Genomic DNA, 20827 nt, shown 5'->3' on the forward strand with positions numbered 1-20827 from the left:
CCAGGTCAGCCAGACGCGCCTCGGTAATGCTCAACCATGAAGTCGATGAAAGCGCGTACCCATGGAGATACGTAGCGGGTTTGCGGGTAAAGCGCATGATAGCGACGCTGCCCAAGGCTCCAGTCGGGCAGAATTGTCACGAGCTGCCCTTGCGCCAATGGTTGTCTGACAGTGATGTCAGTGAAGGCAGCAATGCCCGAACCTGCCAGTGCAGCAGCGTGCAAGGCTGCAATCGAATCGCTGCGTAGCATGCCTGCTGGCCTTATGCGCTCAGGCTGACCCGTGGCCGAGGTCAGTAGCCATTCTGCATGGCCACCAGAGAACCCCAACAACTGATGATGCTGCAAGTCGTTTGCTGTGCGTGGCAGACCATGGCGAGCGATATAGCCAGGTGACGCCACCAGACGAACCTCCGATACGGCGAGAAGCCTTGCTGCAAGGGTGGTATCTGTCAAAGACTCTGCGATACGCAAAGCCAGATCAAACCCTCCCGCGACCAGATCGACAAACCGGTCGCTACAACTCAACTCGAGACGTATCTCCGGGTAGCGCTTCTGAAAAGCAGGCAACCAACCGGCCAGCTCCAGAGTGCCGATGACCATCGGTACACTGATTCGCAGGGAGCCGCCAAGCTTTTGGCTGGCACACGAGACTGACAGCGCTGCCTGATCCAGACGGTCGAGTATGTCGATACAGGCCAGATAATAGTGTTCTCCGGCACTGGTCACACTCAGATGGCGAGTGGTCCTGTTTACCAGTTGCGCACCCAAGGCGTGTTCCAGTTGCTGCAAGTGCCTGGAGATCGTCGAATGTGTGGTGTTCAGACGCTCTGCTGCCAAGGAAAAACTCCCGGCCTCGACGAGGCTGCGAAAAGCCTTGATGGCGTGCAACTGGTTCAAGAACCTTCCCCCGATGTGCCTAGCGCAGAGACAACTCTGTGATGCGGTCTGTCGACAGCACATCCCCGAAGGTGTCTTCAATTTCAGTCAGGGCTGCCTGATGCAGTTGCTGGCTGGTCACGGAGTTGCCATCAAACCGGGTTATCGCCCGAGTGGCCGATGCATCTGCGGCTACCACTACAGTGTAGCCCAGCGGGGTTGCATCCCTGGCGGCTCCGGCGACGCACGCATGAGTCATGAGGCCTGCCAGAATAACGGTCTTGATTCCGCGGGCTTTCAGCTGACTGTCCAGATCAGTACTGGCGAACACGCTTACGGTGCTCTTCTGTACATGTTGGTCTTGAGCACGGGGTTGCATCAAGGGATGGAATTGCGCTTCGTGACTCCCTTCGGCAAACAGCGGTGAGTCTTTCGGCGCTACGTGCTGGACATGAAACACCGGGATGCCCGACTGATCGGCAAAGTTGATCAGGCGTCGGGCGTTGTCGAGCGCCTGTATGCCATCCGGGATTGGTAACTTGCCGGTGAAGTACTCGTTCTGGAAGTCGATAACCACCAACGCTGTGGTCGCTGCCTGCAAATGATCGACAGGCGAGACGCCCGACAAGGCGCGCAAGGTGGGGTGTGTATTGCCTTCACTGGATGCAGCAACGGAAAGGCTGGCACCGAGCAGTCCGAGACCTGCCATAAACAGTTTGAGAGGCTTGCCAAACCAGCGAGTGGCGGGCTGAGTAAAGGCGATCAGGGTATTTGAAAACATGTTGGCGAATCCTGTGGGTGAGGTGAGAGGCCACTTTAGAAGCGCACGTTTTACGTAGCCAGCCATCAACCCGAACAGATCTTGTTCCTGATTTGCACAGACAAAAAGAGAACATGTCCCTTTTTCTTGTAGGAAACGCCTTAAAAAATTGAATGTTATGGAATGTTCATTTGCCCACCGCACGCTTCTCCCCTGAGGGCGCAAGCGCGCAACAATGAGCTTTCATGAGCGCAGAATGAGTGGCTACGCCGTGCCGCGATGCAAAGTCGCCAGGAAGCCCGCCGCGCCCACGAACAGGCTTGCAAAGGTGCGGTTCAGGCGGCGTTGCTGGCGAGGTGTCTTGAGCAGGCGCAACACTTTCGACGCCAGCCCGGTGTAGCCCGCCATGACGATCAGGTCGACCACGACCATGGTTGCGGCGATGATCACGTACTGGATCAGCAATGGCGCAGCCGGATCAATGAATTGCGGCAGAATCGCCAATATGAAAACCATTGCTTTGGGGTTGCTGATATTGACCAGAAAGCCGCGCATTACCAGTGTCATCGGTTTGCCAACGGGGCGCACGGCAGATTCGTCGCCAAGGTCGGTGGGCAGCGCACGCCACTGCTTGATGCCCAGATAGACCAGGTACGCCACGCCAAACCACTTGATCAGTGTGAACGCCATCTCGGAGGCTGCCAATATCGCGCCAAGCCCTGCCGCGACAATCGCTATTTGGGCCACCAGTGCGATCTGCAGGCCCAAGGCATTCCAGTAGCCACGCCAGAAGCCGTATTGCAGGCCGCAGGACATCGAGGCGATAGCGCCTGCGCCGGGAGAAAGACTGATGATCCAGCAGGCCGCGAAAAAGCCCAGCCACGTTTCAAGCGCCATGACGCACCTCAAGCAAAGTCGAATGCCCGATAAATTAGTGGTTAATGCTTGGGAAGGCTAACTGTTTTCAATCCTGCTCATCCGGCTGCTTTGCGACCACCATCTGCGGAAACAGGTCGCTGCCGCGCCAGCGACGCACCGACTTCTGGAAGAACTGGCTATTGGGCACCTGAACCAGCGCGCCGCCGGCTTCTGGCGTCTCGATAAGCGTGGTGAACATCAGGTTGATGGCGACGACTCGGCCTTTCACGCCGGGCTTGTCCAGTGTGTCGACCAGCTCAACCATGTCGCCGATGCGGAACGGCCCGATGGTGAAGATCAGAATGGCGCAGAGCAGGTTCGACAGGACGCTCCACATTGCGAAGAACGCAACCGCCGCCACGGCCACGAAGCCGGACAGCGCCGTCCACAGTACTGTGGCTGAAACCCCTAGCCTGCCCAGCACGAACACAAATGCGCTGCCCATGATCAGCCAGCGCAGCCCTCCGCGAACCGGCACCAGCAGCTCTGGCGGCAATGGATAACGCTCTCCCAGGCCGGTGAGAAAACCACCCACGACCCGCTGCAAAACATAACCGGCCAGCAGGATCAGCAGAATTTGCACGCCGATCAGCACAGGCTCAATCCAGTAGGCGGATATCTGCAACCCCAAGACTTCCATCAATCCCTTGCCTCGCTCACGACAGTGCTTCCAGTTCTGCCTGCATGGACTCAAGCAGTTCCAGCGCCTGCATCCACGCGTCCTCCAGTTCGGACTCGCGCACTTTCAGCTTCGCTTGCTCGGCCAGCAGATCGCGTAGTTTGTCCTTGTTGGCAGCGTCGTAGTTGGCGCTGTCGGCCAGTGCCTCTTCGACTTTGGCGAGCTTTTCGTTCACCAACCCCAAGTCGCGTTCCAGCTTGTCGGCTTCACGCTTGTGCGGGGCCAGTTGCTGACGCAACGCCGCAGCTTGCTGGCGCTGGGCTTTCTTGTCGGTCTTGTCGGCGTTGACCGGCGTGGTGCTGACCGGCGCGTTACGCAAACGGTAATCCGCCAGCCAGCGCGTGTAGTCGTCCAGATCGCCATCGAACTCCTGCACGCGGCCGTCGGCCACCAGCAGAAAGTCATCGGTGGTGCTTTTCAGCAAGTGTCGATCGTGAGACACCACCAGTACCGCGCCCCCAAACTCCTGCAGGGCCATGGTCAGCGCCAGGCGCATTTCCAGGTCCAGGTGGTTGGTCGGTTCGTCGAGCAGCAACAGGTTGGGTTTTTCCCAGGCAATCAGTGCCAGCGCCAGTCGGGCTTTTTCGCCACCGGAAAAATTCAGCACCGGTTCGTCCAGACGCGCGCCCCGAAAGTCGAAGCCGCCGAGGAAGTCGCGCAGTGTCTGCTCGCGTTCAGTGGGCGCCAGACGCTGCAAGTGCAGCAATGGCGTGGCCTTGGCGTCCAGTGAGTCGAGTTGATGCTGGGCAAAGTAACCGACGGTGAGGTTTTCGCCGCGGACCAGTCGCCCACTCTGCGGCTCAAGCTCGCCTGCGAGGTTCTTGATCAGCGTCGACTTGCCCGCTCCGTTGGGACCGAGCAGGCCGATGCGCGCGCCAGGCGTCAGTTGCAGTTTGACCTTCTCCAGTACGGTCTTGTCGCCGTAACCCAGACGCGCGTCGGACAGGTCCAGCAAGGGGCTGGAGATCTTGTCGGACTCACGGAAGACGAAGTTGAACGGCGAATCGACGTGCGCGGCGGATAACTCCTCCATGCGCTCTAGCGCCTTTATGCGGCTCTGGGCCTGACGGGCCTTGGTGGCCTGGGCCTTGAAGCGCGCAATGTACTTCTCCATGTGCGCACGTTGCACCTGCTGCTTCTCGTACGCTTGCTGCTGCTGAGCGAGACGTTCGGCGCGGGCCCGTTCAAAGGCGCTGTAGCCACCACGATACAGAGTGATCTTGCGCTGCTCGACGTGGGCTATGTGATCGACCACGGCATCGAGAAAGTCCCGGTCGTGGGAAATCAGCAGCAAGGTTCCGGGATAACTCTTGAGCCAGTCCTCAAGCCACAGAATGGCGTCGAGGTCCAGGTGGTTGGTCGGTTCGTCGAGCAGCAGCAGGTCCGAAGGGCACATCAGTGCCTGCGCCAGGTTCAGGCGCATCCGCCAGCCGCCGGAGAAACTGCCGACTTGTCGTTCCATCTGTTCGTTGGTGAACCCCAGACCGGCCAGCAGCTTGCGCGCGCGCGCATCAGCGGTGTAGCCGTCGGCGCTGTCGAGCTCCGAATGCAGACGCGCCTGAGCCGCCCCGTCCTGAGCCGCCTCGGCTTCGGCCAGCGAACCCTGCACTTCGCGCAGACGCTCATCGCCATCAAGCACGTAGTCCACCGCCATGCGCTCAAGGGTATCGACCTCCTGGCGCATGTGAGCGATGCGCCAGTCGGCGGGCAACAGGCAATCGCCGGCGTCGGGCGTCAGCTCGCCGCGCAGCAAGGCAAACAGGCTGGATTTACCGGCGCCATTGGCACCGATCAGACCGGCTTTATGGCCGGCGTGCATGGTCAGCTCGGCGTCTTCTAGCAGACGTTGCGGACCACGCTGTAAGGTAAGGCTTTGAAGTCGAATCATAATGGCGGCGGAGTCTACCAGCTTCGTCCTGAACAGGTGGATCACTATGCCTTCAGCGCTCTGGAGTTTCACCCTCGATTTCTACACCCGGCCGGGTGTGGAGCAGGCTTGTCTGACGCTGCAAGCCAACGGGGGCAACGTGTGCATGGTGCTTTGCGGGGTCTGGCTTGGCACGCGTGAAGTAGCCTGCAACGCGCAAAGATTGCTGCAAATAAGACAACTGGCGACGCCTTGGCACGATGATGTGGTGCGTCCGCTGCGGGATTTGCGCAATGAATGGCGAAATGCGGCGCTTGAGGACGCTGCGCTTGGCGGGCTGCGGGCGAAGGTCAAGGCACTGGAACTTGAAGCCGAGCAGAGTCTGATGCTGAAGCTCGAGGGGCTGACGGGGGACTGGCCAGCTGGCGAAGCAAGGGATGCGGAGGAGTGGCTGATCGGGCTTGTCGACAGTGATGCAACCGGGCCAACAGAAGAAAACCGCAATGCGCTGCATGTGCTGCGCATTGCGGTGGGTCGAACCGACGACCAGGCTTAGGAAGCGCTGGTTGGCGTCACGCTGTCGGCAGGTTTTGCCGGTGCAGCGGCTGGAGCCGCCGGCGCAGATGCTGGCTTGGCAGCGGCAGGTGCAGCCGGTTTTGCCGCAGCAGGCTTGGCTGCTGCTTTCGCAGGTGCTTTTACCGGCGCTTTGGCAGCCGGCTTGGCGGCGGCTGGTTTGGCTGCAGTGCTGGCAGTAGTTTTGGTCGCGGGCGCTTTGCTTGCGGCGCTTCTGGCTGCGGGTTTGGCAGCGGCAGGCTTGGCGGCAGCAACTGGTTTGGCGGCAGTTGCTTTAGCGACAGCGGGCTTGGCTGCTGCGGCAGTCCGGGTAGCAGGCTTGGCCGCCGCTTTCACTGGCGCCTTGACTGCTGCTGGTTTGGTTACTGGTTTTGCAGCCGGTTTCGCAACTGCTGAAGGCTTGGCAGCTGCTTTGGCGACGGGCTTGGCAGCGGCAGTTTTAGCCGGTGCCTTTACAGCTGCCTTGGCTGGTGCTTTTGCCGGCGCTTTTGCGGCCGGTGCCTTGGCAACGACTTTGGGCGTGACAGGCTTGGCGCTGCGAGTGGTCAGGATTTTACTGACGGCTTCTTTCACACGACCAATACCCTGTGCCAGCTTGAGGCTTTCTTGAGCGTCGCGCTTGAGGTGCAGAATGTAGGTGCGTGTTTCAGTCTGGCGCTCTTTGAGTGCATCGAGCAGTTCTTCAAGTTCAGACACGGCGTCTTTCGCCTTGGTCTGTGCCTTGGATTTTCCGGCGGAGGCAGCATCCTGCAGCTTGATGCGGGAATTGTGCAGTTTCTCCTGCGCCTTGCCGCGTTGTTTCTCAAGCTTGGCGAGCAGTTTTTCAGCATCAGCCAAAGCTTGGGAACAGGCGTCTTCCAGATGTTCAAGCAAGCTGCCCGATAATTGTTGGAGCAAATGCAACGGAGTATTTACTGGCTTCTTTTTGGCCGACATGACTTACCTCCTGGGTGACGAAATTGCGGCTCATACTAGGCTTCTGCGCGCATCGCCGCTAGGGCATCTTGACACCACTAACGATGCGCTGTTGCATACTGCAAAAAATGATTGCTCGATACGATGCGCAGGCATTGTGAAATTCACTTCGCAACACTCGTCACTACACGCCCTGGCGCTGGCATAATCGCTGACTTCCCAGGCCGGAGAGCATTAATGTCGCGCTACCTGTTAACGTCGTTGTTCCTCTTGCTACCCTTGGCCCAGGCCGCCGAAGCACCATCGGCCAATGACAGCCATGATCTTGCATACAGTCTGGGAGCCAGTCTTGGCGAGCGTCTGCACCAGGAAGTCCCCGATCTTGATCTCAAGGCGCTGGTCGAAGGCCTGAAGCAGGCCTATCAGGGCAAACCGCTGGCGCTCAAGCAAGAGCGCATCGACCAGATTCTGCGCGAGCACGACGCAGCGGTTGCGCAAGCCGAGACTGCAGGTACGGATGCGCCGACTGAAGCGGCATTGGGCGCGGAGCGGCGTTTCATGGAAAGCGAGAAGGCCAAACCGGGCGTAAAGGTACTGGCCGATGGCATTCTCATGACTGAGCTGACCCCAGGCACAGGCCCCAAGCCGGATGTGAACGGCCGGGTTGAAGTGCGTTATGTGGGTCGCCTGCCGGACGGCACGATTTTCGATCAGAGCACTCAACCTCAATGGTTCAGGCTCGACAGCGTGATCAGCGGCTGGACCAGCGCCCTGCAGAATATGCCGACTGGTGCGAAGTGGCGGCTGGTAATACCGTCGGACCAAGCCTATGGCGCCGAGGGCGCAGGTGACCTGATTGATCCGTTCACGCCGCTGGTGTTCGAAATAGAACTGGTCGCGGTTTCACAGTAATTAGCCAGCTGGCGTTCAAAAATGCAAAAAGGGTGCGAACGCACCCTTTGGCAACGGTATTTCTCTGGAGTGTCGGCGCAGTGATCGTTCAGACCTGAGCGGCGATGTCTTCTTTGTGAGACGTGTGCAGCACTTCGATCAGGCAGTCTTCGAGTTCGAAGCGTTCGTGCAGCAGGCGCCCCAGTTGGTTGAACTCCTTGGCCACCACAGCAGCGTCCGAGCAATCGCCCTTGTCGCAACGGTCATTGAACGTCAATGCAAACTTGGTGATCACGTCCAGGCGGGGGTAGATCGTATCCGCCAGTTCAAGCCCGCGCTCATCATTGAACGCCCGGGCCTCGTCACCCAGTTGCTCATACACTTCAAAGTGCCCGGCCGAGACGTAGTCTACCAGGATGCCGCAAAAATTCTGCAGACCTTCACGATCGGCTGCCAATGCTTCGGGTGTGTCACCCAGTGCGTCGTAGGCTTCGATCAGTTCGAGGCGGCTTTGTAGCCAGCGATCAATCAGCTTATTGACCCCGCCCCAGCGTTCCTGCGCATTCTGACAACTTTCCAGCATGGTCTTCTCTCTTCCCTTTAGGGCGTGCGGTCCTGTACCAGCCTGTTGATCAGGCTTTCGCCTGACGGGGCGTCAGGACAGCCTGTTTCCAGTGACGCGTGCGGCCCAGATTATGCCCGCTCGACTAGCCCATCAAGGTACGCAGGAGATAAAGTTCATACAAGCGTTTAATGCGCGCCCTGCCCCTGGTCTTTCAGCCAGTGACTGAATTCGCTGAAAAGAGGGTACAGAGGCAGCAGAACCAGGCCTGTGAACGCCAGCAGGCTCCACTCGGGCAGGCTGATACCGAACAGTGACCAGGTAACCTCTGCGCAGAGCATTGCGTCATTTCGCAGGCGGTCAACGCACGTGTCCAGGGAAAGCAGGCCCAGTACGTATTCCAGCCTGGCAATGAACGGGATCAGTTGATCGGCTGAAGCCGTTTGCAGCCAGACCTGAGCACCTGCCGTGCCTGCCCCCGCGAGGGCGATCAGCAACAGCCAGAAGCTGTAGCGGCGCCAGCCTTTGCAGCCTGGCGCGTGGCAGGCGGCTGCCAGTGCCAGAAGACCACAGGCGACAAACAAGGCCCGCTGTACGACGCACAGCACACAATGCTCAAGACCAAAGGCTTGCTGGAGAAAAACAGCGGTTCCGATGATCAATGCACATGCCAGGCATGCCAGAAAAAACAGAAAGCGTGAACGAGCCAGATACATGGCAAATCCGTAACAAAGGACGAGGCGATTACGGTAGAGGAAAGGCCTCGGCGCTTTCAAGGTGGCTGCGTACGGATGCGTCGCTGTTTACCGAGGAAAACAATCACGCTGCAATGCGGTTATTTTACTCATCGACGTAGGAAGGTTCCTGCGTGCCAGTGCGCAAGGTTGCAGGGCAGGTAAAAAGAGCCCTTGAACAGGGCCCTCTGGCATCTTTATGCCTTGGTCAGCGTGGGCAACGTCCGTGACAGAAGACGTTCGTCGAGCAGACCCAAACCTTCCTGAAACAGTTTATTGCTTCGGTCCGTTTCACCCAGTTGCGCCAGCAGGCGAGCCAGCTCCGCGCAGGTTTCCGGGTTTCGTTCGAGACGCAGGCTGCTTTCCAGATAATCCCTTGCCTTGCCCCACAGTCGGCCTTGCAGGCAGATGCGCCCCAGGCTCAACAGCAGGCTCGGATCGGCAGGGTGATGTTTGAGCCAGCCTTCCGCGACCTGCAACTGCTTCAACGGATCGCCGCCGCGTACCAGCCCGTATAGTCGTGCAAGGGGGCTGTGATATTCACGTTTGAGCGCAACGCGCAGCACTTCTTCAGCCTGAGCTTCGGCGCCCAGACGACGCAACTGATCGGCATAGGCTTGCACCAGTTGCGGTTCCTGACGCTGCGCTGCGCTAAGGCCTTGCCAGGCTTTTTCCAGCGAAGGCAGGCCCGTCAGGGCGCCATCGGTGTCGTCGCGGTAAGCGGCGAGCGTGAGGTTTTCGCCCCAGGCGCGGCGCTCCAGTTCCGCCAGCTCCTTGGGCGGCAGGACCTTGTCCTTGCGCAGCTCGGGCATCAGGCGAATCAGATCGGACCACTCGCCGCGCTGCTGATACAGGCGCTGTAACTGGCGAAGAACCTGAGGGTTATGCGGATGACGCTGGTGCATCGCCTGCAGCGTAGTGAGTGCGCCATCGGTATCGCCACGGTCCTGCTGCAACTGGGCGTGGTTCAGGGCGATGGCCAGCTCTGCCTGCGGCTGACGCTCCAGGGCGCGCTCCAGCAGAGCGTCGCAGTCCTCGTAGCGACCCTGTTCGTTGGCTGCGCGAGCAGCACCGATGTAGTAGAGCAGAGGGTGAGCATCAGCTTCAGCCGCACGTTGCAGATGACGCTGTGCGCTGGACCAGCGGCCTTCAGCCAGGTCCATCTGACCTTGTTCGATCGCCAGCTGCACTCGACGGCTGCGGTTACGGCGCGACCACGGGTTGACCACGCCTCCCGATGTCGTCAGCAGCGTTATCACCAACCTGATGGCGGCTATCACCAGCAGAACGGCGACCAGCAGCGCCAGCGTCGCCCACAGGCTCGATTCGTAGCGGAAGTTCTGATAGGCGATCAGCACGTAGCCGGAATGTTCAGCGACTGCAACACCGATCAGCGCCGCAGCGACGATAGCGATAAACAACAGCACATAGAAGCGCTTCATCGGCTGGCCCCTTGCTGCGCCTCGGCTGGTTTGCCGGCGGCGTGGCGGCGTTCAAGGTAAGCCTGAACCGCACTCAGGCTTGGTGCCAGATCAGGAGTCTTGACCGATACCGGCTGGCTGGCCAGTGCATCAAGGCCCTGAACGAGTGCCTTGCCCTGCGGGTCGTCCTGATCGAAGTTGGCTTTCAGGACACTCTGCGCCTCTGTGATGGCTTTGCTATACACCTCAGGCTCGCCGTTAAGCGCTGCCCATTGTGCCTGCTCCAGCGCCAGGCTCAGGGCCAGACGAACCTGCGCCAGGCTCTGCCCTGCCAATATCGGACGAATGTCTTTGTCGGCGTTGAAGTCGACACGGAAATAACGGGAAATCTGATCCCACCATTGCGACCAGCGGCTTTGCTCGGTCTTGTCCGAGGTCAGGCCCAGAAGCGACTCGCCCTTGTCTTCATACTCGGGGGCCAGCTTGTTGAGCTGCGTGACCTGATCGCGCAAGGCAGCCAGTTGCAGGAACAGCCCTGTACGGTCTGGCTGCTCGATGCTGTGCAGTGCAGCAAGGCTTTTGGCCAATTGCTCGCGGGCAGCAAAAGAGCCCGGATCGTCTTGTTCGCGCAGAATTTCATCGGCGCCCTGAACCAGCGCCTTGGCACTGTTTATATCCTGAAGCGCCGAGAGGCGCAGGCTGGCCAGACGCAGCAAATGCTCGGCTTCGGCCAGACGCCAGTCCTTGCGGCTTGCCCCGAGAACGGTTTCGAGACGCTGGCTGAGACGCTGCTGATCACCCTGCAATTGCGCGACCAGGCGACGGCTGTCTTCCAGTTGATCGGCAGGAGGAAGCTGCGCAAGACGCGCACTCAGTTGCTGGTCATTCTGAGCCAGCACCAGTGTCTGTTCGGCGATGTCTTCGACCTGGCCGCGCTGCTGCTGGTGTCCGGCCTGGAGCATGCGCAATTGCCAGACGCCCCAACCCGCCACGGCGATACCGGCGATGCCCAGCAATAATGCGAGGAAGACCAGCCCGCTGCTGCGGGCTCCGGTCCGCTCGACGCGCACCGGATCAGGCGTGGAGGCAGGCGTTTTCAACACCGATTCTTCGTCTTTAGGCAAGGCTGTTTCGCTCACGTATCCCATCCTTTGCATTTTGGCGTAATAGCGTAAACGACAGGTGTCGATCAATACGCCTTGACGGCAGGCTCGGGTTGATCCCGTAACGCTGCCAGCAATGCCGCGGCGCTGGCGCCACGGCAATCAATAACTGTCCGGGCACCCGCTGCACGGGCGATGCCGGCAACTCTGGGGCTCGGAACAAACAACGGTAAACCGGCCAGGTCCGGCCATGAATCACCGGCCAGTTGAAGCAAATGTTCAAAACCCTGCCCACTGCTGACCACCAGCCCGTTCAAGCGTTCCACCCTCACACGTTGCGCCAGCGCTTCAGGCGCGTACTGCGGCAGGTAACGGCGATACAGCGGCAGGTAGTCAACCCCCACCCCTTGCTCACGCAGTTGTTCGGCCAGCAGCTCGCGACCTTCGTCACCGCGCATTATCAGCACGCGACTTCCCGGTACGGCAATCGCCTGCTTCAGGCGCGGCAGCCCGAGCAAGGCTTCGCTGTCGTCGCCCTGTGCTGGCCAACTCGCATCAAGGCCGTAGTCGATCAGTATCTGTCCTGTCGCTGAACCCACGCTGAACCATGGTTGCATGGGCGGCTGCGGCCACACTTCATCAATCAGTTCGATGGCCAGCCGCGCTGCGGGTTTGCTGACCACGATCACCGCACAATAATTGAGCAGGTCGAAAATGATCGAACGCTGCGCGGGCGTCAAGGGTAAAGGCTCGGTTTCAAGCAAGGGCAGACTGCTGCTGAAAATGCCGACCTCGGCCAGCACGGTTGCCAGTGCAGCCGATTCCTCGGCGGGACGGGTCAGCAGCAGGCGCCAGGTGCTCATTCGTTGTTGGCCTCGCCGTAGACAGCCTTGAGGATCTTGGCGGCGCCTTGGGCCAGCAGGGCTTCGGCGACTTCTACACCCAGCGCCTGCGCTGATGTTTGCGGGGCGCGGGCCTCGGCATGCAGCAGCACACTGCCGGAAGGGTCGCCGACAAGCCCGCGTAACCAGACATCGTCGCCTTCCAGAATGGCGTAACAGGCGATCGGCACCTGGCAGCCGCCATTGAGGTGCTTGTTCAGCGAGCGCTCGGCAATCACCCGCACAGCAGTGTCTTCGTGATGCAGGGGCGCCAGCAGGGCGTGGATTTCGGCATCGACGCTGCGGCATTCGATGCCTACTGCGCCCTGCCCCCCTGCGGGCAGGCTGTCTTCAACACTGATCGCCGAAGTGATCCGGTCTTCGAAGCCGAGGCGGATAAGGCCAGCAGCGGCGAGGATGATTGCATCGTATTCACCGGCATCCAGCTTGGCCAGACGGGTATTGACGTTGCCACGCAGGAAGCGGATCTGCAGGTCGGGCCTACGTGCCAGCAATTGGGCCTGGCGACGCAGGCTTGAGGTGCCGACGACGCTTCCGGCTGGCAGCGCCTGCAGGCTGTCGAAGGTATTGGACACAAACGCATCGCGCGGGTCTTCACGCTCGCAGATGCAAAACAGGCCCAGCCCCTGATGGAAGTCCATCGGCACGTCTTTCATGGAGTGAACGGCGATGTCGGCCCGATCTTCCAGCAGCGCTGTTTCCAGCTCTTTGACGAACAGACCCTTGCCGCCGATCTTCGACAGAGGCGAATCAAGCAGCTTGTCGCCGCGGCTGACCATAGGCACCAGCGTGACGAGCAGGCCGGGGTGCGCCTGTTCAAGGCGGCTCTTGACGTATTCGGCCTGCCAGAGCGCCAGCGCGCTCTGGCGGGTAGCGATGCGGATTTCGCGAGTGGACATTGAACAATCCGTACTGAGTAGATGCCACGGATAATAACAGCTCAGCCGGTACAGCTTCAGCGTTGACTGAAAACGCGCGGCAGCGCACTGATTCCGATTGGCGAATCGGCCAGTGGCTGGAAGGGCTGACAAGGAGGGTTGAGGACCGAGTGGCCGGAAAACACACAGACCTGACATGTCGATCAGTTTTGTGACTCGGTCTCGGCGTTCCGGGCTCTCGGGCGGCTTCCCTGTCGGGGCCCTAGAGCTGCTGCATCATTTTGCGAACGCCCGCTACATGCCGACGGCTGACGATCAAGGCATCGCCATTGAGACCCTTGAGGAACAATTGAAAGTGCCCCAGCGGGGTACGTTGCAAGCGTTCGATTCGCTCGCGCGCCACCAATGCATTGCGATGGATACGCACGAATCGGTCGCCGAACTCGTCTTCCAGCGCCTTCAGCGGCTCGTCCAGCAGCACCTCTCCACCTTCATGGCGCAGCGTGACGTACTTGTGGTCGGCGATGAAGTAGATAACCTGGTCCAGCGGAATCAGTTCGATGCCTTTACGGGTGCGAGCACTGATATGGCTGCGCGGCCCTGAACCTGTTTCGGCGGCTGGCCGGGTCAAGGCTGCCAGCTGTACACGGTTTGGACGTTCAGCTTTTTTCAGTGCTTCAAGCAGGTGCTCGGGGCGCACAGGCTTGACCAGATAGCCGACCGCACTGACCTGAAAGGCTTCCAGGGCGAATTCGTCATGGGCAGTGCAGAACACCACCGCGGGCGGTGCTTCCCGCTCGCACAGTTTGGCAGCGACCTGCAGGCCGTCGAGGCCCGGCATACGGATATCAAGCAGTACGACATCGGGTTTATGGCTTTCGATCAGCGCCAGGGCTTCTTCACCATTGGCGGCGCTGGGTTCCAGTACTCGATAACCCTCTATTTCATTGACCATGCGGCTCAGTCGCTCGCGGGCCAAGGGTTCGTCATCAACGATCAGGACATTCATATAGCTCTGGCTTCCTGCGTGAGTCTCGCACAAGGATAGCGTAGACAGGTGTAGTGACGACCGTCACGGCGCTCCACGCTCAGACTGGCGTGCGGACCAAAAAGTGCCGCAATACGTGCGCCGATGTTTGTCAGGGCCTGCTGAGTACCGTTGGAAGTCTGCCGGTTGGCAACTTCTTCATAGGGATTGCTGACGATCAACATGAACTCCCCCCGTTCATAGTGCGCTTCGACTGTTACAACGCCCCCGTCGACACGCGGAGCAATGCCATAAATCAAAGCGTTTTCCAATAATGGCTGCAAGGTTAGCTGGGGAATCGGCAAGTCATCAGGAATTGCACTCACCCTCCAGTCCAACTGTAGACGCTCGCCAAGACGATATTGCTCAATCGATAAATATCGTTTTGCCAATGCGAGCTCTTCGCTCCACGTAATCAGGCTGCCCGGCTTGGCCAGACTGGCACGAAAAAGGTCTGAAAGGTCCAGTACCGCCTGCTCGGCCTTGACCGGGTTACTGGCAACCAGGCTCGCGATACTGTTGAGGGTGTTGAACAGAAAGTGCGGGCGGATGCGCGCCTGCAGCGATTCGATCCTCGCCCGCAGCTCGCCCTGCTGCTGTTTGCGCCACTGACTCTGCAGGTAGAAGTAGCGCAGCATCAGTGCCGACATGATCAGCGCAATGGTCGAATAACGCAGGTAGCGTTCAACCATCCCACTGACCGAGATCCTGCCAGTAAGCTGACACACATCTGTCACGGCGGTGCATAAAAGAGTGAGACCGACCACCAGCAGGCAACTGAGCATGCCCGCCAGCCCCGGCGTAAGGCGCGCCAGCCAGGGTCGCAGACCACAAAGCAACGCAGCCGACAGCAGCACGATCCATTGCACGAACAGCGACATCAGTGCCAGGCGTACCCAGTCGAAGCCTGCACGCATTGGCTCGACCAGGACCAGCACCACCACCAGCAGCTCGGACAGAACGACGAGCACCAGCAATGCCTGGGGCAGGCACAGTTCGGGGAGGAAAAAGTCTTTGCCGGGGGTGGGGCCAGCGTCGTGCTTCACAGGTTGGGTTCGCATGGCTCCAGTCTCGGCCTTGGCCTCGTCAGCGGCAAGCGCTCCGGGGATAAAAAAGCATTAACCCTGTTATCATCGCTACCGCCCTTGTGCCAGGTATCGGGCATGCCATTTTCTGTTGAGCAACGAGTGAATCCATGAGCACCGACAAGACCAACCAGTCCTGGGGCGGCCGCTTCAGTGAACCCGTCGACGCGTTTGTAGCGCGTTTCACTGCCTCCGTCACCTTCGATCAACGTTTGTATCGCCACGACATCATGGGCTCCATCGCCCACGCCACCATGCTGGCCAAGGTGGGCGTTCTGACCGACGCCGAGCGCGATACCATCGTTGAGGGCCTGAACACCATCCAGGCCGAGATCGAGGCTGGCAGCTTCGAATGGCGCGTCGATCTGGAAGACGTGCACATGAATATCGAAGCACGCCTGACCGATCGCATTGGCATCACCGGCAAGAAGCTGCATACCGGGCGCAGTCGCAACGATCAGGTGGCCACTGACATCCGTCTGTGGTTGCGTGACGAAATCGACCTGATCCTGAGCGAAATAACACGCCTGCAGAAAGGCCTGCTGGGCCAGGCGGAACGCGAAGCCGAAACCATCATGCCCGGTTTCACGCATTTGCAGACGGCGCAGCCGGTTACCTTCGGCCACCATATGCTGGCCTGGTTCGAAATGCTCAGCCGCGACTACGAGCGTCTGGTGGACTGCCGCAAGCGTCTGAACCGCATGCCACTGGGCAGCGCTGCGCTGGCAGGCACTACCTACCCGATCGATCGTGAACTGACCTGCAAACTGCTGGGTTTCGACGTGGTGGGTGGCAACTCGCTGGACGGCGTATCGGATCGCGATTTCGCCATCGAATTCTGCTCGGCAGCGTCCATCGCCATGATGCACCTGTCGCGCTTTTCCGAAGAACTGGTGCTCTGGACCAGTGCGCAATTCCAGTTCATTGACCTGCCGGATCGCTTCTGCACGGGCAGTTCGATCATGCCGCAGAAGAAAAACCCTGACGTGCCTGAACTGGTGCGTGGCAAAAGCGGCCGCGTATTCGGTGCGCTGATGGGCTTGTTGACCCTGATGAAAGGCCAGCCTCTGGCTTACAACAAGGACAATCAGGAAGACAAGGAGCCGCTGTTCGACGCAGCCGACACCCTGCGCGATTCGCTGCGTGCGTTTGCCGACATGATCCCTGCGATCAAACCGAAGCACGCGATCATGCGCGAAGCGGCTCTGCGCGGGTTCTCGACCGCGACTGACCTGGCCGACTATCTGGTACGCCGTGGCCTGCCGTTCCGTGATTGCCATGAAATCGTCGGTCATGCCGTGAAATATGGCGTGGAAACCGGCAAGGATCTGGCGGAAATGAGCCTCGAAGAGCTGCGTCAATTCAGCAACCAGATCGAGCAGGACGTGTTTGCCGTACTGACCCTGGAAGGCTCGGTCAACGCCCGCAACCACATCGGCGGCACCGCACCTGAACAGGTCCGCGCCGCCGTGGTTCGTGGCCAGGAGCTACTGGCCGGGCGCTGAATACAGCCAAAGAGAGCGTGAGGAACGATAACCCCAACTATTGTGCCCACAACTATCGTGCCGATGCTCCGCGTCGGCATGCCTTTCTGGACGCTCTGCGTCCAATCCTGAATGCGTGGCGCAGCAGCACTCGATTTCCCTCCAGCGCACCCCGCCGTTATCATCCCCGCATCTTGTGAGGGACTTATCCGATGCTCAATGGCCTGTGGCTTGGTTTTTTTGTCGTGGCGACGATTTCCGCACTGGTGCAATGGCTGGTGGGCGGCAATGCGGGGATTTTTGCGGCGATGGTCGAAAGCATCTTTGCCATGGCAAAGCTCTCGGTCGAGGTCATGGTGCTGTTGTTCGGTACGCTGACCTTGTGGCTTGGTTTTCTGCGTATCGCCGAGAAGGCCGGTATTGTCGATTGGTTGGCCAAAGTCCTCGGGCCACTGTTTTTGCGCCTGATGCCGGAAGTCCCGCCAGGCCACCCGGCGCTGGGTCTGATAACCCTCAACTTTGCCGCCAATGCACTTGGGTTAGACAACGCGGCTACGCCTATCGGCCTGAAGGCCATGCGTTCTTTGCAGGAACTCAACCCGAGCAAGACTGCCGCCAGTAACGCGCAGATCCTGTTTCTGGTGCTCAATGCGTCGTCCCTGACGCTGTTGCCGGTGACGATCTTCATGTACCGCGCCCAGCAGGGTGCGCCCGATCCGACCCTGGTATTTCTGCCGATCCTGCTCGCCACCAGCGTCTCGACGATCGTCGGCCTGCTATCGGTCGCGTTCATGCAGCGCCTGCGTCTCTGGGACCCGGTGGTGCTTGCCTACCTGATTCCCGGTGCGCTGCTGCTGGGCACGTTCATGGCATTCCTTGGCACACTGTCTGCGGCAGCACTGGCGGGCTTGTCGTCCATTCTGGGCAACCTCACGCTGTTCGGCCTGATCATGATGTTTCTGCTCATCGGCACGCTACGCAAGGTGCTGGTTTACGAGGCTTTCGTGGAAGGGGCCAAGGAAGGCTTCGATGTTGCCAAGAGCCTGCTGCCTTATCTGGTCGCCATGCTCTGCGCGGTGGGCGTGTTGCGGGCATCCGGCGCGCTGGATTTCGGCCTTGAAGGTATTCGGCATCTGGTGGAGTGGCTGGGGCTGGACACGCGCTTTGTCGATGCGCTGCCAACTGCAATGGTCAAACCCTTTTCCGGCAGTGCCGCGCGCGCCTTGCTGATCGAAACCATGCAGACCCAAGGCGTGGACAGCTTCGCCGCTTTGGCGGCAGCGACCATTCAGGGCAGTACCGAAACCACGTTCTATGTACTGGCGGTGTACTTTGGCGCCGTGGGCATTCAGCGCGCCCGCCATGCGGTAGGTTGCGCGCTGCTGGCCGAATTTTCCGGCGTGGTGGCGGCCATCTTCGTCTGCTATTGGTTCTTCGGCGCCACCGCCAGCTAAGACGTCAAGGCGCCGGCTCGGCGGGCGTCGATTCAGCCGGCGCGTGCTCGGTTGGCGTCGAACCGGCAGCCGGGTCATCCGCCTTAGGCTCGCTGGCCTGAGGCTTTTCGGGGGCAGCCTCAGGCGTTGCCTCTTCCGCCGAGTCGCCTCCTGGCTTGAGCTTGATGATTCGACCGGTCGGGCGCTTTTCTGTCGGTTGATCGTTGTCCGTCACCACGAAGCGCAGCACACCTATCATCTGTCCGTCCTCGGTCAGCACCCTCACCTGCCAGCGGCCGGTAACGTCCTCGGGGAAGTTCTGCTTGCGCGTCCAGGCGCGGTAGCCTTCCTTGCGCCCGCCGTGGATGTCCAGGGCGATGCGGTCCATCTCTTTACCTTCGTGCCACCACACATGGTAGATACGCTCATCCAGGCCACGCGGTGCGTTGATGGCGGTGTACGCGTACAAGCCGCCGTTGCGCAACTGTTTGGCGCTGATCAGCGAGATGCTGTCGCCTGGTGTACGGTTTTTGTTGTCGAAATCCGGGCTGACCGCCACTTCGGTCAGCCACAGCGTGGCAGGTGGCACCCACGAGCGCAGCAGCCATCCCGCAGCGCCGATGGCGAGGATCATCGCGAACACGGTCAGCGCGCTACGCCAGGTGTTCAGCGCAAAGCTCGACATCAGGCTGGGAGCCGATAACAGCATGGCGACGCCGAGCGCCAGTTTGTAGCTCTCGGCAGTGGTCAGATGCAGGATGATCGGCAGCGCCGTGAGCAAGGCAGCAAAAAGGGTCAGCGTATGCAGCGTCATGAACAGCCAGCGTTTCGGGGCCAGCCATTTGTAATACAGCGGATCGATGATCGAGATCAGCCCGGCGGCGCCCAAGGCTGCGGTAAACACAGCCTGACCGCTGTTCCAGGTGGTGGTGATGAAAAAGAACGGCAACACGAAGAACAGGCTTTCCTGGTGGATCATCTGCGTGCCATAGCGCAGCAGGCCTTGTGGAATCTCGCGGCCCAGTGCCTTGTTGAGCAGCCCGACCATGGTGTTTTCGACCATCAGCCACAGCCAGCTGATCAGCATCACCACGGCAATCCAGGTCGCCAGACCCGCCTGGCGATCAACCAGAATGAAACTGGCGATGCCGGAGACGAAACCAAATGCCGCAATGAGCCCCGGATAGCGCTGCATCAAGTTGAGCACGGGTGTCACATAGCGGTTCACGTCAAGCATGTCGATTGTTCACTCGGTTCTGTTCATACAAAAAAACGCGCAGCGTAACAAACGCTGCGCGATGACTGCACCCCACGTGCAGTTCGGCGTCGCAATGCTATTTGTGTCGTGTTCGCCAGCGCCAGATGCCCAAGGCAACGATCAGGCTCAGCACCCCGGCAATCAAGCCATACAGGCTTTCATAGCTGAGCAGCGGTTTTTCAATTCGCATATAACCCGGCTGAGCAAGCAACTGCCGCATGGCTCGATTGGCTGTTTCCAGACTGACGGCCTTGATGCGTTTGGCCGGATCTTCAAAGCGGCCTTTCTCGTAATCGTTGAGCGCACTCCAATAGTAGTCGGCCAACGCACTGTTGCCTTGTGTGGCCCACGATTGGCGGTCAATGGCGAGCTGCTGCAAGCGCGCAAACATGGCGGGCTGCATGCCGTCTTTCTGCAGGGTCTCGACCAGCGCCCGAATATCCTGCTCGGCTTCTGTGACATCGTCGCGCTCTACATCGGCGTTCAGGCTCAAAAATCCGCTGTCACCGAACACTTCTCGCTCCGCCGAAGGGCCATAGGACAGATTGCGCTTCAGGCGCAGCTCGGTATAGAGCGCCCAGTCCAGATAGCCCTTGACCAGGTCCCAGGTTTCGTCGTGCTGGTCGTCCAGTTGTGGCTCGGGGTAGATCAGGTGCAGCTTTGCGCTGTCACCCAGTCCGCCGCGTTGCAGCTCACGGCGCGGCTCGGCGGAACCGTTGCTTTGCGCCAGCGGGGGATGATCGATCGGGTCGGTAGGCGCCAGTTTGCCGTAAGTGCGTTCCAGATACGCCGGCAGCAGCTTGTCCAGGTCGCCGACCACAATCAAGGTCATGTTGTTGGGGGCGTACCAATTGGCGAATACCTCTTCGATGTGCTCAAGCTTGATGCCACCCACTTCTGGCCGCTCGGCGCATTTCAGACCCAGTTCTACTGCCAGTTGGCTGCTGGCGCTGCGGCCCGAATCGCGCCGGTCCAGCAGGCGCTGCAAGTGTGAAGAGTGCCCGCCGTCTTCGCGCTCGACGACACGTTTGACGCCATCCAGATGCGCCTGGCTGAGTTCTGTGCGGGTCATGATTTCCAGCAGCAGGTCCAGCACCTTGCGCTGATTGCGTGCGGGCGCCTCGATCACAAATGTGGTGTCGGCATTGCTGGTGAAGGCGTTCCACTCGCCGCCGAGTGCCTGCATGCGCTCCTCAAGCCCGCCTTCGCCACTGTCATCAACCCCGCTGAACAGCAGGTGTTCAAGCAAGTGCGGCAGCTCTTTGTCCTGGCACGGGAAGTCATCGAAACCGATGCCGACGACCAGCCGAATCGCGACATGGCCTTTTTCGTATCCGGGTTTGAGAAGGACTTGCAAACCGTTGGGCAGCAGATAGCCCTCGACCTGAAGACGGTCAAGGGCAAACGAAGGGAATGAGCCGAGGAGCAGACAAGCGAACAGCAGGCAACGCATAAAACA

General features: G+C 59.9%; 20 protein-coding genes. 4 read left to right on the plus strand and 16 right to left on the minus strand.

The genetic code is table 11. The annotated features are described in order from the left end of the window. Window positions 1-5: 5 nt before the first annotated feature. The 5 genes from I9H09_RS25820 to I9H09_RS25840 form a co-directional block, all read right to left on the minus strand. Window positions 6-899, minus strand: coding sequence for a LysR family transcriptional regulator (locus I9H09_RS25820; protein ID WP_122324366.1), 894 nt, complete (start codon window positions 897-899; stop codon window positions 6-8). 19 nt (window positions 900-918) lie between these two features. Next, complete coding sequence (locus I9H09_RS25825) at window positions 919-1659, minus strand: cysteine hydrolase family protein (RefSeq protein ID WP_122324367.1); 741 nt, start codon at window positions 1657-1659, stop codon at window positions 919-921. A gap of 243 nt (window positions 1660-1902) precedes the next feature. Continuing rightward, window positions 1903-2535 carry a LysE family transporter gene (locus tag I9H09_RS25830; RefSeq protein ID WP_053931705.1) on the minus strand — a complete coding sequence of 211 codons (633 nt, stop codon included), beginning with the start codon at window positions 2533-2535 and terminating at the stop codon, window positions 1903-1905. A gap of 67 nt (window positions 2536-2602) precedes the next feature. Beyond that, window positions 2603-3196, minus strand: coding sequence for a mechanosensitive ion channel family protein (locus I9H09_RS25835; RefSeq protein WP_005894672.1), 594 nt, complete (start codon window positions 3194-3196; stop codon window positions 2603-2605). A 16-nt stretch (window positions 3197-3212) separates the two neighbouring features. Beyond that, a complete protein-coding gene (locus tag I9H09_RS25840; protein ID WP_122347432.1) occupies window positions 3213-5123 on the minus strand; it encodes an ATP-binding cassette domain-containing protein in 1911 nt (636 codons plus the stop codon). A gap of 46 nt (window positions 5124-5169) precedes the next feature. Between I9H09_RS25840 and I9H09_RS25845 the strand changes: the two genes are divergently transcribed. Further along, window positions 5170-5658, plus strand: coding sequence for a TIGR02444 family protein (locus I9H09_RS25845; protein ID WP_005894663.1), 489 nt, complete (start codon window positions 5170-5172; stop codon window positions 5656-5658). Here I9H09_RS25845 and I9H09_RS25850 read toward each other — a convergent pair. Continuing rightward, the gene (locus I9H09_RS25850) at window positions 5655-6611 is read right to left on the minus strand and encodes an AlgP family protein (RefSeq protein ID WP_122347424.1); all 957 of its coding nucleotides are present in this window, start codon (window positions 6609-6611) and stop codon (window positions 5655-5657) included. The two genes, I9H09_RS25845 and I9H09_RS25850, sit on opposite strands and share 4 nt — an antisense overlap. A gap of 216 nt (window positions 6612-6827) precedes the next feature. Between I9H09_RS25850 and I9H09_RS25855 the strand changes: the two genes are divergently transcribed. Further along, a complete protein-coding gene (locus tag I9H09_RS25855; RefSeq protein ID WP_005894656.1) occupies window positions 6828-7502 on the plus strand; it encodes an FKBP-type peptidyl-prolyl cis-trans isomerase in 675 nt (224 codons plus the stop codon). A gap of 88 nt (window positions 7503-7590) precedes the next feature. Here the strand turns inward: I9H09_RS25855 and I9H09_RS25860 are convergent, their stop codons facing one another. The 8 genes from I9H09_RS25860 to I9H09_RS25895 all read right to left on the minus strand — a co-directional run bounded on the left by I9H09_RS25860 (window position 7591) and on the right by I9H09_RS25895 (window position 15169). Further along, complete coding sequence (locus I9H09_RS25860; protein WP_005894653.1) at window positions 7591-8064, minus strand: Rsd/AlgQ family anti-sigma factor; 474 nt, start codon at window positions 8062-8064, stop codon at window positions 7591-7593. A gap of 167 nt (window positions 8065-8231) precedes the next feature. Next, window positions 8232-8759, minus strand: a complete 528-nt coding sequence (locus I9H09_RS25865; RefSeq protein ID WP_236502347.1) for a disulfide bond formation protein B — start codon at window positions 8757-8759, stop codon at window positions 8232-8234. A 215-nt stretch (window positions 8760-8974) separates the two neighbouring features. Next, complete coding sequence (locus tag I9H09_RS25870; RefSeq protein ID WP_005894648.1) at window positions 8975-10219, minus strand: heme biosynthesis protein HemY; 1245 nt, start codon at window positions 10217-10219, stop codon at window positions 8975-8977. Then, window positions 10216-11337, minus strand: coding sequence for a uroporphyrinogen-III C-methyltransferase (locus I9H09_RS25875; RefSeq protein WP_005894645.1), 1122 nt, complete (start codon window positions 11335-11337; stop codon window positions 10216-10218). The genes I9H09_RS25870 and I9H09_RS25875 overlap by 4 nt, the downstream gene beginning before the upstream one ends. A 50-nt stretch (window positions 11338-11387) precedes the next feature. After that, entirely contained in the window at window positions 11388-12164 is a 777-nt protein-coding gene (locus I9H09_RS25880; RefSeq protein ID WP_122347423.1) for a uroporphyrinogen-III synthase, read from the minus strand. Next, entirely contained in the window at window positions 12161-13102 is a 942-nt protein-coding gene (hemC, locus tag I9H09_RS25885) for a hydroxymethylbilane synthase (protein WP_122347422.1), read from the minus strand. The genes I9H09_RS25880 and hemC overlap by 4 nt, the downstream gene beginning before the upstream one ends. Window positions 13103-13343: 241 nt before the next feature. Beyond that, window positions 13344-14090 carry a LytR/AlgR family response regulator transcription factor gene (locus tag I9H09_RS25890; RefSeq protein WP_005894634.1) on the minus strand — a complete coding sequence of 249 codons (747 nt, stop codon included), beginning with the start codon at window positions 14088-14090 and terminating at the stop codon, window positions 13344-13346. Next, window positions 14087-15169, minus strand: coding sequence for a sensor histidine kinase (locus I9H09_RS25895; protein WP_005894632.1), 1083 nt, complete (start codon window positions 15167-15169; stop codon window positions 14087-14089). The genes I9H09_RS25890 and I9H09_RS25895 overlap by 4 nt, the downstream gene beginning before the upstream one ends. A gap of 134 nt (window positions 15170-15303) precedes the next feature. Here I9H09_RS25895 and argH point away from each other — a divergent pair, with 134 nt between their 5' ends. Then, window positions 15304-16698 (plus strand): argininosuccinate lyase, encoded by a 1395-nt coding sequence (argH, locus tag I9H09_RS25900; protein ID WP_005894629.1) that lies wholly within the window; start codon window positions 15304-15306, stop codon window positions 16696-16698. A 191-nt stretch (window positions 16699-16889) separates the two neighbouring features. Next, the gene (locus I9H09_RS25905) at window positions 16890-18131 is read left to right on the plus strand and encodes a nucleoside recognition domain-containing protein (RefSeq protein ID WP_005894626.1); all 1242 of its coding nucleotides are present in this window, start codon (window positions 16890-16892) and stop codon (window positions 18129-18131) included. A gap of 4 nt (window positions 18132-18135) precedes the next feature. Here the strand turns inward: I9H09_RS25905 and I9H09_RS25910 are convergent, their stop codons facing one another. Both I9H09_RS25910 and I9H09_RS25915 read right to left on the minus strand, forming a co-directional pair. Further along, window positions 18136-19347, minus strand: coding sequence for a DUF5924 family protein (locus tag I9H09_RS25910; protein WP_122347420.1), 1212 nt, complete (start codon window positions 19345-19347; stop codon window positions 18136-18138). A gap of 97 nt (window positions 19348-19444) precedes the next feature. Then, window positions 19445-20821, minus strand: a complete 1377-nt coding sequence (locus I9H09_RS25915) for a M16 family metallopeptidase (RefSeq protein ID WP_122324875.1) — start codon at window positions 20819-20821, stop codon at window positions 19445-19447. Window positions 20822-20827 lie beyond the last annotated feature (6 nt).

This window comes from Pseudomonas tremae (assembly GCF_023278125.1).
GTDB classification, from domain to species: domain Bacteria; phylum Pseudomonadota; class Gammaproteobacteria; order Pseudomonadales; family Pseudomonadaceae; genus Aquipseudomonas; species Aquipseudomonas tremae.

What these genes read in the sequence shown, in the direction of transcription:
- I9H09_RS25825 (WP_122324367.1), bottom strand. Translation starts at nt 1,659, where the DNA reads ATGTTTTCAAATACCCTGATCGCCTTTACTCAGCCCGCCACTCGCTGG.
- I9H09_RS25830 (WP_053931705.1), bottom strand. Translation starts at nt 2,535, where the DNA reads ATGGCGCTTGAAACGTGGCTGGGCTTTTTCGCGGCCTGCTGGATCATC.
- I9H09_RS25835 (WP_005894672.1), bottom strand. Translation starts at nt 3,196, where the DNA reads ATGGAAGTCTTGGGGTTGCAGATATCCGCCTACTGGATTGAGCCTGTG.
- I9H09_RS25840 (WP_122347432.1), bottom strand. Translation starts at nt 5,123, where the DNA reads ATGATTCGACTTCAAAGCCTTACCTTACAGCGTGGTCCGCAACGTCTG.
- I9H09_RS25845 (WP_005894663.1), top strand. Translation starts at nt 5,170, where the DNA reads ATGCCTTCAGCGCTCTGGAGTTTCACCCTCGATTTCTACACCCGGCCG.
- I9H09_RS25850 (WP_122347424.1), bottom strand. Translation starts at nt 6,611, where the DNA reads ATGTCGGCCAAAAAGAAGCCAGTAAATACTCCGTTGCATTTGCTCCAA.
- I9H09_RS25855 (WP_005894656.1), top strand. Translation starts at nt 6,828, where the DNA reads ATGTCGCGCTACCTGTTAACGTCGTTGTTCCTCTTGCTACCCTTGGCC.
- I9H09_RS25860 (WP_005894653.1), bottom strand. Translation starts at nt 8,064, where the DNA reads ATGCTGGAAAGTTGTCAGAATGCGCAGGAACGCTGGGGCGGGGTCAAT.
- I9H09_RS25865 (WP_236502347.1), bottom strand. Translation starts at nt 8,759, where the DNA reads ATGTATCTGGCTCGTTCACGCTTTCTGTTTTTTCTGGCATGCCTGGCA.
- I9H09_RS25870 (WP_005894648.1), bottom strand. Translation starts at nt 10,219, where the DNA reads ATGAAGCGCTTCTATGTGCTGTTGTTTATCGCTATCGTCGCTGCGGCG.
- I9H09_RS25880 (WP_122347423.1), bottom strand. Translation starts at nt 12,164, where the DNA reads ATGAGCACCTGGCGCCTGCTGCTGACCCGTCCCGCCGAGGAATCGGCT.
- hemC (WP_122347422.1), bottom strand. Translation starts at nt 13,102, where the DNA reads ATGTCCACTCGCGAAATCCGCATCGCTACCCGCCAGAGCGCGCTGGCG.
- I9H09_RS25890 (WP_005894634.1), bottom strand. Translation starts at nt 14,090, where the DNA reads ATGAATGTCCTGATCGTTGATGACGAACCCTTGGCCCGCGAGCGACTG.
- I9H09_RS25895 (WP_005894632.1), bottom strand. Translation starts at nt 15,169, where the DNA reads ATGCGAACCCAACCTGTGAAGCACGACGCTGGCCCCACCCCCGGCAAA.
- argH (WP_005894629.1), top strand. Translation starts at nt 15,304, where the DNA reads ATGAGCACCGACAAGACCAACCAGTCCTGGGGCGGCCGCTTCAGTGAA.
- I9H09_RS25905 (WP_005894626.1), top strand. Translation starts at nt 16,890, where the DNA reads ATGCTCAATGGCCTGTGGCTTGGTTTTTTTGTCGTGGCGACGATTTCC.
- I9H09_RS25910 (WP_122347420.1), bottom strand. Translation starts at nt 19,347, where the DNA reads ATGCTTGACGTGAACCGCTATGTGACACCCGTGCTCAACTTGATGCAG.
- I9H09_RS25915 (WP_122324875.1), bottom strand. Translation starts at nt 20,821, where the DNA reads ATGCGTTGCCTGCTGTTCGCTTGTCTGCTCCTCGGCTCATTCCCTTCG.